12 protein-coding genes are annotated in these 13,302 nt (G+C 46.0%); 3 read left to right on the forward strand and 9 right to left on the reverse strand.

What is annotated here, in order from left to right:
- Positions 1–797: 797 nt before the first annotated feature.
- Positions 798–3,410: a bifunctional acetaldehyde-CoA/alcohol dehydrogenase gene (adhE, locus tag NKT06_RS20925; RefSeq protein ID WP_253438868.1), complete on the reverse strand. Its 2,613-nt coding sequence runs from the start codon at positions 3,408–3,410 to the stop codon at positions 798–800.
- Between the two features lie 430 nt (positions 3,411–3,840).
- Between adhE and NKT06_RS20930 the strand changes: the two genes are divergently transcribed.
- Entirely contained in the window at positions 3,841–4,557 is a 717-nt protein-coding gene (locus NKT06_RS20930; RefSeq protein ID WP_253438872.1) for a Crp/Fnr family transcriptional regulator, read from the forward strand.
- An 88-nt stretch (positions 4,558–4,645) separates the two neighbouring features.
- Here NKT06_RS20930 and NKT06_RS20935 read toward each other — a convergent pair whose 3' ends face one another.
- The 6 genes from NKT06_RS20935 to NKT06_RS20960 form a co-directional block, all read right to left on the reverse strand.
- The gene (locus NKT06_RS20935) at positions 4,646–5,359 is read right to left on the reverse strand and encodes a hypothetical protein (RefSeq protein WP_017687552.1); all 714 of its coding nucleotides are present in this window, start codon (positions 5,357–5,359) and stop codon (positions 4,646–4,648) included.
- 198 nt (positions 5,360–5,557) lie between these two features.
- On the reverse strand, positions 5,558–6,289 hold the full coding sequence (locus tag NKT06_RS20940; protein WP_253438875.1) for a hypothetical protein: 732 nt from the start codon (positions 6,287–6,289) through the stop codon (positions 5,558–5,560).
- Between the two features lie 193 nt (positions 6,290–6,482).
- Positions 6,483–6,779, reverse strand: a complete 297-nt coding sequence (locus tag NKT06_RS20945; RefSeq protein ID WP_253442681.1) for a winged helix-turn-helix transcriptional regulator — start codon at positions 6,777–6,779, stop codon at positions 6,483–6,485.
- A 334-nt stretch (positions 6,780–7,113) separates the two neighbouring features.
- Positions 7,114–7,842, reverse strand: a complete 729-nt coding sequence (locus NKT06_RS20950) for a ThuA domain-containing protein (RefSeq protein WP_253438878.1) — start codon at positions 7,840–7,842, stop codon at positions 7,114–7,116.
- Between the two features lie 24 nt (positions 7,843–7,866).
- A complete protein-coding gene (locus NKT06_RS20955; RefSeq protein ID WP_253438881.1) occupies positions 7,867–8,835 on the reverse strand; it encodes a sugar phosphate isomerase/epimerase family protein in 969 nt (322 codons plus the stop codon).
- A 200-nt stretch (positions 8,836–9,035) separates the two neighbouring features.
- Positions 9,036–10,148, reverse strand: a complete 1,113-nt coding sequence (locus tag NKT06_RS20960) for a Gfo/Idh/MocA family protein (protein ID WP_253438884.1) — start codon at positions 10,146–10,148, stop codon at positions 9,036–9,038.
- 190 nt (positions 10,149–10,338) lie between these two features.
- Here NKT06_RS20960 and NKT06_RS20965 point away from each other — a divergent pair, with 190 nt between their 5' ends.
- Positions 10,339–11,157 (forward strand): AraC family transcriptional regulator, encoded by an 819-nt coding sequence (locus NKT06_RS20965; protein ID WP_017687546.1) that lies wholly within the window; start codon positions 10,339–10,341, stop codon positions 11,155–11,157.
- Between the two features lie 25 nt (positions 11,158–11,182).
- Here the strand turns inward: NKT06_RS20965 and NKT06_RS20970 are convergent, their stop codons facing one another.
- A complete protein-coding gene (locus NKT06_RS20970; protein WP_091028755.1) occupies positions 11,183–11,497 on the reverse strand; it encodes a hypothetical protein in 315 nt (104 codons plus the stop codon).
- A gap of 32 nt (positions 11,498–11,529) precedes the next feature.
- Positions 11,530–12,468 (reverse strand): Gfo/Idh/MocA family protein, encoded by a 939-nt coding sequence (locus NKT06_RS20975; protein ID WP_253438887.1) that lies wholly within the window; start codon positions 12,466–12,468, stop codon positions 11,530–11,532.
- 199 nt (positions 12,469–12,667) lie between these two features.
- Between NKT06_RS20975 and NKT06_RS20980 the strand changes: the two genes are divergently transcribed.
- Positions 12,668–13,279, forward strand: coding sequence for a TVP38/TMEM64 family protein (locus NKT06_RS20980; protein WP_253438890.1), 612 nt, complete (start codon positions 12,668–12,670; stop codon positions 13,277–13,279).
- Positions 13,280–13,302: the final 23 nt, after the last annotated feature.

The following is a 13,302-nucleotide window of genomic DNA, read 5'->3' on the forward strand; positions in this document are numbered from 1 at the left end:
GGGCTTTCATCATCTGTGATTTTTGTCACAAAGTCAGTGAACTAACTCACTCCACCTGCGCTGTGTCCCATTGAACCCTATTTAGTTTCGCACTTAGCCACTGCGCGGGCAGAACAACTTCCGATCGCTGCTCACTATTTAAATTTACTGAAAAAGCGAATGAACATTAGGTGGTGTACACTGGCCACTGCAAGTAGAGAATAACCTTCCGATCGCTGTTATCCCCGGATTTTTTGATTCACTTTTTCAAAGGTGAAAATCCAGTGATAAAGGCGAACGCTCCGCTTCTTCAGGTTTTTTCTCTCCTCTCCGTTATCGTGTACATGTGTAGTTCAACTGATAAAACAATAAATTTCAAAATTCATTTCAATGACGCGCTTCGCTTTTTCAGGTTATTTCTGCTCCTCCGTTGTCGTGTAAACATCTGGCTCAAACGGCCACATCACGGATTTCGTGCCACCTCTTTAAGAACCTTTTGCTCCTCTATACTCGGAGCAAATCAAATCTTAGAATAAATCCTGAAAAACAGGTGCTTCGCTTTTCTGTTTTTCTGCCCTCTTCGTTATTCTGCGAACATCTGACTCAAACAGCCACGTCACGGATTCCATGCCACCTCTTTAAGAACCATTACTCCTCTATGCTCGGAGCAAATCAAATCTTAGAATAAATCCTGAAAAACAGATGCTCGCTCTTCTGTTTTTCTGCCCTCTCGTTATTGTGTGAAAGACGGCAATCGGGGCTCCCCTCTCGGGGAACCCTGATCTTCTTGTCGTAAGGCACACTTCGTTCTAAATTTATTATTCAAACTTTCCGTAGAAAGCGTTGCGGTACACATCAGCCAGTTCAGTTACCAGCGGTAACTTCGGATTGGCGGTTGTACATTGATCTTCGAAGGCACGGTCAGCCAGATAATCGACATGTGCTTCAAAGTCTTTGGCATCAAATCCGATTTCCTGGAACGATTCTTCAATGCCCAATGTTTTGTTCAGTTTGCGAATGGCATTGATAAGACTGGTTACGCCTTCTTCTGTTGTACGTGCAGGCAATCCCAGAATCCGGGCAATTTCGGCATACCGCTCATCCGCTACAAAGTGCGAATATTTCGGGAACGATGCAAATTTGGTCGGTTTTTTCGCGTTGTAACGAATGACGTGCGGCATCAGGATTGCGTTGGTGCGTCCGTGTGCGGTGTGGTACTGACCGCCCCATTTGTGCGCCAAGCTGTGGTTAATGCCCAGGAATGCGTTGGCAAACGCCATACCGGCAATGGTGGAAGCATTATGCATTTTCTCACGTGCCAGTTTGTCGCCTTGCAGCGCAGATTGCTCCAGGTATTGGAATACCAGTTGGATTGCTTTGATCGCAAGTCCATCCGTGTAATCGTTGGCCATAACAGATACATAAGCTTCAATCGCATGAGTCAGTACGTCCATACCTGTATCGGCAACGGCTGTTCTAGGCAGGGAGTATACGAATTCCGGATCGACAATCGCTACGTCTGGTGTCAGTTCATAGTCGGCCAACGGATATTTGGTGTTACCTTGATTTTTATCTGTAATAACTGCGAACGATGTTACTTCTGAACCTGTACCGGATGTCGTTGGAATCGCTACAAATTTCGCTTTTACGCCGAGACGTGGATATTTGTAGATCCGTTTGCGGATATCCATGAATTTTTGTTTCAGATCGTTAAAGTCCGTGTCCGGATATTCATAGAACAACCACATCGCTTTCGCAGCATCCATCGGTGATCCACCGCCGAGTGCGATAATGCAGTCTGGCTGGAAGCGGCGCATCATTTCGGTACCGCGATCTACCGTTGTTGTGGATGGATCTGGCTCAACATCGGAGAATACTTCGATCGCTACTGGCATTTGGCGTTGACGCAGATAGTGTTCTACCTTTTCAACATATCCAAGTTTCACCATCATGGCATCCGTAATAATCGCTACACGTGTGATGTCAGGCATTTTGGCAAGATACTGCGTTGCCCCTTTTTCGAAGTAGACTTTGTTCGGCACTTTGAACCATTGCATATTCACGGTACGGCGAGCCACCCTTTTCACATTGATTAAGTTCACTGCGGTTACGTTGGAAGAAGTCGAGTTACGTCCATATGATCCGCATCCCAGCGTCAATGATGGCATATTCGTGTTGTAGATATCCCCGATGGCACCGTGTGTAGATGGTGAATTCACAATAATCCGTCCAGTTTGCAGACGATCTGCGAATTTTCCGATTACTTCTTCATTCGTTGAGTGGATAACCGAGGAGTGACCCATGCCGCCAAAAGCAACCACTTCTGCTGCACGTTCAATTCCCTCTGCTGCCGTTTTAACTTTGTAACAAGCCAGTACTGGACTTAATTTCTCTGCCGACAATGGGAATTTGGTACCTACCCCTTCAATCTCGGCTACAAGAATTTTGGTGCCTGCTGGAACTTCAATACCGCACATCTTCGCAATGCTCACCGCAGATTGACCAACAATCGCCGGGTTCACTGCACATTTCTCGGCATTAATTGCACCTGCTGTCAATTTTGCTGCTTCATCTTTGTTAACAAAGTAACAGCCATTCGCAATCATTTTTTTCTTCACTTGATCAAAGATCGGTTCTTCAATGATGACCGCTTGCTCGGAAGCACAGATCATACCGTTGTCGAAGGATTTGGACAGGATCAAATCCGTCACTGCCTGATTGATATCCGCACTTTTCTCGATAAAGCAAGGAACGTTACCCGGTCCTACGCCCAGTGCGGGTTTACCACAGCTGTACGCTGCACGTACCATGCCTGATCCGCCTGTTGCCAGAATGAGAGCCACATCATTATGATTCATCAGTTCGTTCGTACGATCCATGGAAGGATCATCAATCCATTGAATACAGTCTGCTGGTGCACCATGTTTCACAGCCGCTTCTAGCAGGATTTTGGCAGCTTCCCGGCTACAATTCTGTGCAGATGGGTGGAAACCAAAGATGATCGGGTTACGCGTCTTGATGGAAATCAGTGCCTTAAACATCGTTGTTGATGTTGGATTGGTTACTGGTGTAATCCCCATGATGATGCCGACTGGCTCCGCAATTTTCTGGAAGCTCTCATATTCGTTATCTTCAATCACACCTACGGTTTTGTCATACTTGATGCTGTGGTACACATATTCTGTTGCAAATATATTTTTGGTGATTTTATCCTCATACACTCCGCGGCCTGTTTCTTCTACAGCCATCTTGGCGAGCATCATGTGTTTATCCAGACCCGCAAGCGCCATGGCTTGCACAATCCGGTCAATCTGCTTCTGGTCCATTTTCATGAATGCGGCGTGTGCTTTATTCGCTTTGTCGATTAACGTTTGAATATACTGACCTGCTGTCGGTTCTTTTGCTGGGGCGACTTCGTTCTTTACAGCCATCTCCCTCATCCTCCTAAAGGTTCGTATTGGTTTGTCTCTCTCGTTTACATTCACATCGTAACATGACCATAAATTTAATTATGTGATTTTTTTCACAAAGTATAACAAATTTAATTTAAGTTTTGTAGTGTCCTTCATACAACCATTTTCACTTCCTATTTAAAATATAGGGCTGTAAAATTCATGCTCTCCATTAAAAGTGAATTTTATCACAATGTTTGAAATTTCGTCATTTTTGCCCCCTTTCCTTCCCCCTCAAACGGTAAGATTAGGTATATACTGAACTTAAAAATTGAACCACCGCAATTTGTACCGTCCTTCCTCCCGGCCGAGATGACCCTGATCAGGACGGCAACGGTTTGCGGCAAACCTCGGAGACTACTGGAAACTACAGAATGTCGTCCGATGGACACAAAGGGGAGATAGACTTATGATAGAACTAACTACTGTACTGGAAAAACGCGGCAATACCAACTGTTTCTCGGAAGCGAATTTCAACCATCTGCTGGTTACCATGAAAGATAGAACCTATCCGGAAGGTACACATCTGTACTGGGAAGGAGACGTCTCTGACAAACTTTATTATATGAAACGGGGCCGTGCCCAGATCACCAAATCCACGGATGAAGGCAAGGAATTGATCATGTACATGTATCAGTCCGGTGATATGATTGGGCAGGCTGATCCGTTCTTCGGATCGAAACACAGCTTCTCGGCGGAAGTGCTGGAGGATAGTGAGATTGGTGTACTGGAGCATAAAGACCTGGAGATGCTGATCTGCCAACACTGTGACTTTGCGATCGACTTTATGAAATGGATGGGCATCCACCATCGGTTGACACAGACGAAGTTCCGGGATCTCATGTTATATGGCAAACCGGGTGCCCTCTGCTCCACCCTCATTCGGTTGTCGAATTCGTATGGTGAGCCTCATGGTGAGCATGTCATTATTCACAAAAAAATTACCCACACGGACCTGTCTAATATGATTGGAGCCACCCGTGAAAGTGTAAACCGCATGTTAAGCGATCTGCGCAAGAAAGATGCGATTGAATATGATAATGGCATGATTGTCATCAAAGATCTGAAGATGCTGCAAGGGATCTGTCACTGTGAACTTTGCCCGAACGAGATCTGTCGTATCTAATATTTGACTATGCAAATCGGATGTTGCTTATATATTTTAATGAAAAAAGCCCAGTTCTCCTAAATAGAGATTGGGCTTCTTGGTATGCTTAGGATGCATTGGTCAATTCAAGCTTCACCGCATCACGTGGATTCAATTTCATGTCCAAGCCATTTTCCATTAGTTCTTTGTCATTCACCATAATGACCCACCGCTCATTCATGCGGGGTGTGACATTCTCGACCGAAACGACGAACTTGTTATTCTCCGACATTCTTACAATTCCGCTGGACTTCAACACATCGCGAACGGTGCACTCTTGAACGTAGACTCCGGCATATTGACGATTGAGGGTTGGCATAATGTTTCCACCGCTAACCTTGAGTAACGTTGTCTGATATGCAACGCCATCCCCCCCACTGTCAGCGGCTTTCACGTAAATAATCACTTCATCTTTGGCATGAAGCTCCATGTCCCAATCTTCCTGTTCAATATCCTTGCCGTTCAACTTCACAGCCCAGCTAAGCGAAGAATCCAGAGAAACTTCACCGACGGATTGAATCCGTTTGCCATCTGCCGTAAAATCAACCAGTCCGCTATTGAGTAATGCTTTTTTGAGTGTCAAACCCTCACTAAAATCTCGCTTAATGGACTTTGTTGCATCAGGCAAAAACGTACTGCCATCTACAGCCACTGTAATCGTATTCGCTGTTTCTGTCTCCTTGACAATTGGCTGCTCAGAAGGCTGTGTCTCACTACAACCAGCCAAGATCGCCAGTAGGAGCAAACATACACCTATGTAACCGGGGATTTTCTTCATCATGTAGGTAACACCACCCTGCGTAAAATCATTCACCCTGTTGTCCATAACCTCTATTATGGCACAACCTTCAGCAAAAAAAAGTGTCAAAGCCGTTACTTTTTATAGGGTACCGCCTCCAAATAAGGCTTGTACAAGAAAGAGAGCCTGCACACAGGCTCTCCAATCTAAATCATTTTTATGTTCTGATTGGTTACGTTATCACTGGACACTAGCCTGCATGTATGTCCGTCCTCCATCGCCATCTTTCAGATATGGATTAAGTCCGAAGAACTGCTCCTCAGATACATATACACCTGTCAGCAATCGCCCTTCAAGCAATCCACCGTCCACCTGCACGCAACATGAAGGTGCGTCTACATACTCCTGATACAACGGAATCTGTCCATATTGTTGATGTACCTTGAATACCTTTCCTTGCTCATGCAAAGGCCGTTCCGAGAAATAGGTAGGTACAATATAACGGGCAATGACATCCAATTCCTGAACGCTATAAAAGGGTTCATCCCCAAGCCATGGTGCAAACATTCGAATCTTCTCATATTGAGACCAGACAACCGCCTGAATCAACATTTCTGCCTGAACCAAACGACCTTCTCCTACATCCAGAACCAACCGCTTTTCATCGATTGTTTCTTCCATCTGGGACATTATTGAATCAGGTTGTCCCAGTTCACATCCGATACATTTCCAGCCCCTGGACGTTTGAATCCATTTTTGCAGCACCGCCGGAGCTAAACTCGGGCCATCGTTGTTCACAGAATGCGTATTCACTTCGGCTAGATCTTCTTTAACCGAACGGGAATATGCTGTGCGCTTAAATAACTCTGCAGCTTTTTTGTATATTAGATGGACCTGAATGGATGCGCTCTCAAGTTCTGCAATATCTTTCTTGCCGTAGCGTACTTCACGGGATAAGCTTTCTTCTCTCATGACAAGTGGGCCTCCTTCGCTCCGGCCGTCTGTGGCCATTTTCTATAGATTATACTACAACTCATGACAACATGTGCATAGCCCAAAAGAAAAACGCCGATCCACGTTATACTTAAGACAAAAACCCCTGATTTCCACAGAAATCAGGAGTCTATGTCTTTCATGCAACGAAATTGGATGATGTTGCTATACGTTAGTCAACCCACTTCTCAGCCCAATCTTGAATTTGATTCATGACAGGCTGGAGTGCTCTACCTTTATCCGTCAGTTCATATTCAATACGAACCGGCGTCTCAGGATAGACGTGACGAACCAGAATACCTTCACCCTCCAGATCTTTCATCCGTTCGGATAACATCTTATCACTCATAGATGGAATCAGATTGGAGATATCCTTGAATCGCTTCGAACCACTCATCAACGTTTGAATAATTAAACCATTCCAGCGTTTGCCCAAAAAAGAAAACGCCGTCTCAAAACGCGGACACATCCGCAAGTCTTGACCTTCCACATTAATCACCTCTTTAGAGATCACTCAACTTACATTTTGTTAGTATATTTCATAATAACATATTTAAGCATTAAAGAAAACGTCTGCCCCTAAAAAGTTTAAATTTTAGAAGTATAACTTGTTATATCCCAGTATACCTTACAGCCTGCCCCGTAACCATGGGAAATATCGTATAACTTCCCCATAATACTATCTTACCCAAAAAGAACCCAACTGCCACAGTCATCATCGACTTGCAGAAGGGTTCCTTGGTATAGATTATGTCATCCCCAGATTCTTTTGATTTCTTTCTAGGAATAAAGCAAATTATGAATTAAACCAGCACGCCACCAAATGGTCTTACAGGTTCACTCTTGCCAAATTCCGGCTTAAAGCTGCGGGCAGGATATGCCCATTTTACAGCATTGCTGATCACTCTTAATATTTCCGGCTTGTAATAGGTCGGATACGTCTCATGACCTGGTCGGAAATAAAAGATTTTACCTTCACCACGCCGGAACGTACATCCACTCCGGAATACTTCTCCACCTTGGAAGTTGCTCACAAACACCAGTTCATCCGGTACTGGAATATCGAAGAATTCGCCGTACATCTCTTCTTTTTCCAGCACAATTTTGCCCTCGATGCCATCCGCAATCGGATGAGATGGGTTAACACACCATACAATTTCCTGCTCGTCAGCTACACGCCACTTCAGATCACAGCTGGTTCCCATCAGTGCTTTGAATGGTTTGGAGAAATGACCTGAATGGAGCACAATCATTCCCATCCCGTTCAGCACTCGCTCCGCGACCTTCTGTGAGATCTCATCGCTTACGCGATCATGTGCCATATGTCCCCACCATATAAGCACATCTGTGGAATTCAGCACTTCATCACTTAATCCGTGTTCAGGCTGATCCAGTGTAGCCGTACGAATAGCAAAGCCTTCGCCGCCAAGTCCGTCAGCCAGTGCTCGATGCAGACCATCCGGGTAGACTTCCCTTACTTCATCGTGAATTTTCTCATGGACAAATTCATTCCAAATGGTGACGTTGATCATATTCAATTTCCCCCTAGTGTAGCTCTAAACCCACCACATATCGCCCAGCGGTTCTTCAATCAATACTTGCTGGAGATTTTGTACGGCTTTAGAGAATCCTTCTTCAACCGACATCAGACCGTCTTCGTGTTCAATACTTACTACGTAATCATATCCGACCAGGCGCAAAGCACTAATAATGTCTGCCCATGTCTTGTTATCATGTCCATAACCGACCGAGCGGAACTGCCAAGCCCGATCCAGCATATTCGTATAGTCCTGCATATCCGTTACACCGTGTTTGTTCACGTTTACCGGATCAATCGTTGTATCTTTGGCATGGAAGTGATGGATGGCTCCTTCACGTCCCAAGATGTGAATGGCCTGAACCGGATCAATACCTTGCCACCACATGTGACTTGGGTCCAGATTGGCTCCGATTACTTCACCTGCTGCCTCACGAAGTCTTAGCAAGGTTGCTGGTGTATGAACGGAGAATCCACCGTGCAGTTCCAATCCAACTTTTACATTACGATCTGCTGCAAATTTACCCCACTCTGTCCAATACGGGATAACTTTGTTCTCCCACTGCCACTTCAGGACCTCCTGGAAGTCATTCGGCCATGGTGCAACAGGCCAGTTCGGATATTTGGCATCCTCATGGTCTCCCGGACAACCGGAAAATGTATTCACTACAGGTACTTCCAGCTTCTCAGCCAGTTCTACCGTTTTAACAAAATCATCATGGAATCCCTTCGCAATATCCTTTTGCGGATGAAGCGGGTTACCGTGACAGCTCAATGCACTAATCGTCAAACCGCGCGATTCCACTGCGTTTTTGAAGTTTTTAAGTGCTGTAGGATTGCTTAACAATTCATCCGGCTTACAATGTGCATTGCCTGGATGTCCGCCTGTTCCGATCTCTACTGCTTTTAATCCCTTGGATGCTACATAATCAAGAGCATCCTCCAATTTACGTCCTCCGAATAGTACCAAAAATACGCCGAGTTTCAAGTGCGATTCCTCCCTGGATTAGATATCGAATGATTGCTGAATTCATGAATATTGAACTGTATACATTTACCGTTCAGATCATATGCCTGTTTGCTTAGTGTGGAAAATCGAGAGTGTTTCTATCCTGAAATTGAACGTAAGAATACTGGTTATTCTCCACCATTCGTATGAGCATCAAGCGTTAACACTTGTTACTCATGCTAGAGCGATTCCACGCTTTCAATCTCAGTTTGAACTGTGCGAGTTACTGCGAAAGAGTCATAGCTGCTCTCCAGATGTATGTGCTTGCCTTCAAGTGAAGAACGCTGGAATGAATGCATGGCTTCCAGTACGTGATAAGCAAGCTTGCCACTGGCTTTGTGTTCGCGTCCGGCACGAATGGATTCGACCATTTCGGTTACGCCGATGCCTCGTTCGTTTTGTCCACTTTCGAAGACTGGTTTGACCGTCTCCCAAGTGTCTTGACCGTATCTGCGAACCTTCACTTCCCCGTTAAAATAGTTGGGGTCCGGTACACTGAGCGTACCTTCTGTACCGTAGATTTCAATACGTGGCAGATCCGAAGCTCCGCGAATATCGAAACTGGTAATCATGGTCGCAATGGCACCTTCTGCGAAATCAATGGTTCCTGCCAAGTGGGTAGGCGTTTCTACTTGCAGCGCTGTACCTTCCTTCGGCCCGGAGCCAATCTTGCGATCTGCGATCTGTATGCCTGCCGAGGCGCTAATTCTGCGTATCGGTCCTAGCAGCGTAACCAGAGCGGTCAGGTAGTACGGTCCCATATCAAACATCGGTCCACCACCTGCAACATAAAAGAACTCCGGATTAGGATGCCAAGCTTCCGGTCCTCCACCCATGAAGAATGAAGTCGCTGCAATCGGCTTGCCAATCAGCCCATCCTCAATGGCTTTACGAGCCGTTTGAATGCCTGAACCAAGGAACGTATCCGGTGCAGAACCAACATACAATCCCTTTTCCTCAGCCAACTCAACAACCTTGCGACCATCTTCAAGAGAAATTGCCAGCGGCTTCTCGGCATACACATGTTTGCCTGCTTCGAGTGCAGCCAGATCGGTCATGGCATGACTGCCAGGAACCGTAAGGTTCAACACAAGTTCAATTTCGTTATTTTGCAGCAACTCATCTACATTGTAAACGTTTGCGATATTAAATTCATCTGCCCGTTCCTGAGCGCGTTCACGAATCAAATCCGCAACAGCCACGACTTCAATGACCGGGTTGTTTTTGAGATTTTCCAAGTAGATGGCGCTGATGTTACCACACCCGATGATGCCTGCTTTCATTTTCTCCACTGTGACGTTCATCTCCTTACGCATGGTGAAACTCTGCGTTTGAATGGTTGAGATACATATGTTTTGTTGGATGTTTCCTGTGCCTTAAATCTAATACTATGGTATTCCGTTTCAGCTTCAATTAAAATGAATAATATGATTGAAACATGAACTATCTGGTCATAATTTTCAAATTGCAAGGAGTATGCCCATGCCGACAGATCAATCCTGCCAAGTTCTTACAGCAGGCTTTTCATTTCATCGCAAACCCTACGCTATGGTGCAGCCTGAAGGGGTCAAGAACTACCTGTTAAGACTGCAAACAGACGGACGTTGCCGTGCACGCATTGACGGGGACATGTCCCTGGTGGATGCGGGCGATCTGCTTCTTTTTGATCCTGATGAGCCCTATGAGCTGAGAATAGACAATGAAACCAATCCCATGGGAGAACGACTGGTGGAGAGTGGCGACTATCACATCTTCTTCAATGGTTCCTGGGTGGATGAGTGGTGGAAACGTCACAAACGGCCAACCCGGATCAAAGTCGAATTGACGGAAAGTCTCTTGGTCCTGTTTCGACAGCTCGTACTGGAGCAGCGCCGCATCTCCAATCCTTATCCGGAAATTTCAAGTTATTATATGCGAATTCTATGTCTCGAAGTGGATCGTTTGCTTGCGGAGCATCCAACGATAACCAACACCAATTATGTGGCTTATGAGATCAAGAACTACATTGAAGAAAACGCTTCCTCTTTATTCAAGCTGGATGATGTGGCTACACATATTGGCATCAGTGTCTCACGAGGTGTTCATCTCTTCAAAGAAGCGTTTGGCAAAAGCATCATGCAATACACGCTTGACGTACGGCTGAACATGGCCAGGGAACGGATTATTTTCAGCCCAATGACCCTGGAGCAAGTGTCTGAGTCTTCCGGCTTTAACAACTATACCTATTTCCATCGGGTATTCCGTTCCCGGTTCGGCATGTCCCCGAAGGAATTCCGCGTCATTCACCGGGAACAGATGTAATCATATCAGTATACGTAAGTTGAACTTATTTGCGCGCGGCTATGGCCTCGGATACAACCATCGCCAGATCTTCATTGCCAAACATGGACAACACACCCAGTACCGTATCATCCGGGATCTCACCGGCTTCCTCCTTGGATACAATCAGCTTCTGCACCTGCTGCAAACGCTCGTTGCTCTGCTGATTCGGGTAGGCTTGCCGGTACATCTCTTCCGGGTCCAAACCATTATTGACACACCACTGAGCAAATACAAGGATCATCATCTCTTCTTCCTGTTTATAGGTTTCAATGACCGCTTCCTCGATCTGCTTATTACGTTCCTTTTCATATTCATCCATGACGTGTATTCCTCCGTATGTGTATTCTCTAACTATTTGCGAATCAATTGTTCAGCCAGTTCATGACTGTCCATGACATGACTTGCACTGATCAGGCAATCATCAGGCGAGTCCAGACAAGCCAGGAAATTATCAACTGCTCCGCTAAAACCTCTGCGTGCTAACACGGTGTCCCAGCTCCCGAACGTTTCTTTGGTTTCCAGACTCCCCTGTTCCAGGTAGCTGATCGTGTCCATGTTCACCACTTCAACAGAACGTCCACCACCATGCAATTCGATCTTCTCCAGATCTGCCCCAGCTTCACGCACCATATCGAATCGACCGTAGGCTGTTCTGCCCAGCTTGGCCGTTCCGGTTGCATGCAGTAATCGGTCCAGATCATTCTTCCGAATCCATTGATGAAGCAGCTCCACATTATGATCCGAGTACCACAACATCAGATCCAGCATATGGATGAGATCATCATAGATGGTTTCTGCCGCAGGACGATCCTGAATGCCTGTACGATGTTTGGTCACTGTAAGAGAGTCGAAGCCTTTTCCACCCTCCATCCATTGTTTCGCTTTTTGATACATCGGTGCGAATCTGCGGTTGAAGCCCACGGCCAGCAACAGACCTTGTGCCTCGGCAAAAGCAGTCATCTCTTCCGACTCCCGAAGCGTATAGGATAAAGGCTTGTCTACGTACACGGCTAATCCCTGTTCCAGACATTGCATGACAATGTCAAAGTGCGCTTCCGTTGCTGTATGTACAAACACCGCATCCAGATCCCAGGACAACAGTTCTTTCAGATCCGTTGTTCCCCGTTCTAATCGATACGCCTCCTGAACGGCTTTGACCGGTTCCGGAGATCGGTTCATAATGCCTACAATCTCCACGTTCGGATGAGCTGTTAACAGCGGCAAATATACTTTACGTGCAATCTCGCCGAGGCCGATCATTGCAACTCGTTTACGTTGGGTTGTTTCCATGATGATCATTCCACCTTCAGTTCGGTTCTATATTTCCACGTCCTATAGTGTAACCCTTCGGACAGCAACTTGCCAGTGATTGCAGCAGACTTCGTACGAATTGTTCAGACCATGGGCGAACGTGGTAAACTTATGAAGAACAGCAGTACAGATTGGGACACGACTAGACCTGCCTGATCTGAAAGGAGCGTTTGGGATTTTGCGAAAATGGTTATGGCTTCTGTTATATGTTTTACTTGCAGGAGTCACGTTTATTTACAGATATGAACTGCTGGCCTGGACCGATCTCCATCAATCCATCCCGCTGTTACTTGCCATGGCAACATTGTTTGCTCTTGTGCCTGTGATTCCTTATAAGTTTGTTATTATCGCCTTTGGTTACAGCTACGGTACCACCACGGCAGCCTGGATATGCTGGCTTGGCACCACACTTGCAGCCATGCTCGTTTATGGCGGAGCAAGAACCATTTTCAGACATCAGGCGAGATCGTACCTCGAACGCATTCGGGGTCTGAACCGTTTTACCACATGGATGGAGGCACATCCGTTCATGGGTGTCATGTCGATGAGACTGTTGCCGATCGTGCCTCAGATGGCCGTTAATATTTACGCAGGTATAACGTACACGCCATTCTGGATCTTTATGGTTGCCACGGCCATTGGCAAAATGCCAGCGATTTTTGTATTTGCCTATGCAGGTGCACAAGCTGAAACTTCAATCTGGCTGAGCCTGGCCATCCTTGCCGGATATCTGGTGTTCATGGCCATTGTATTGCTATTATTTCGCTTTCGGTCACGCAACAAAGCCTGAATTCAGAATTCGCAAACCGTTCA

This window comes from Paenibacillus sp. 1781tsa1, assembly GCF_024159265.1.
Taxonomy (GTDB): Bacteria; Bacillota; Bacilli; order Paenibacillales; family Paenibacillaceae; genus Paenibacillus.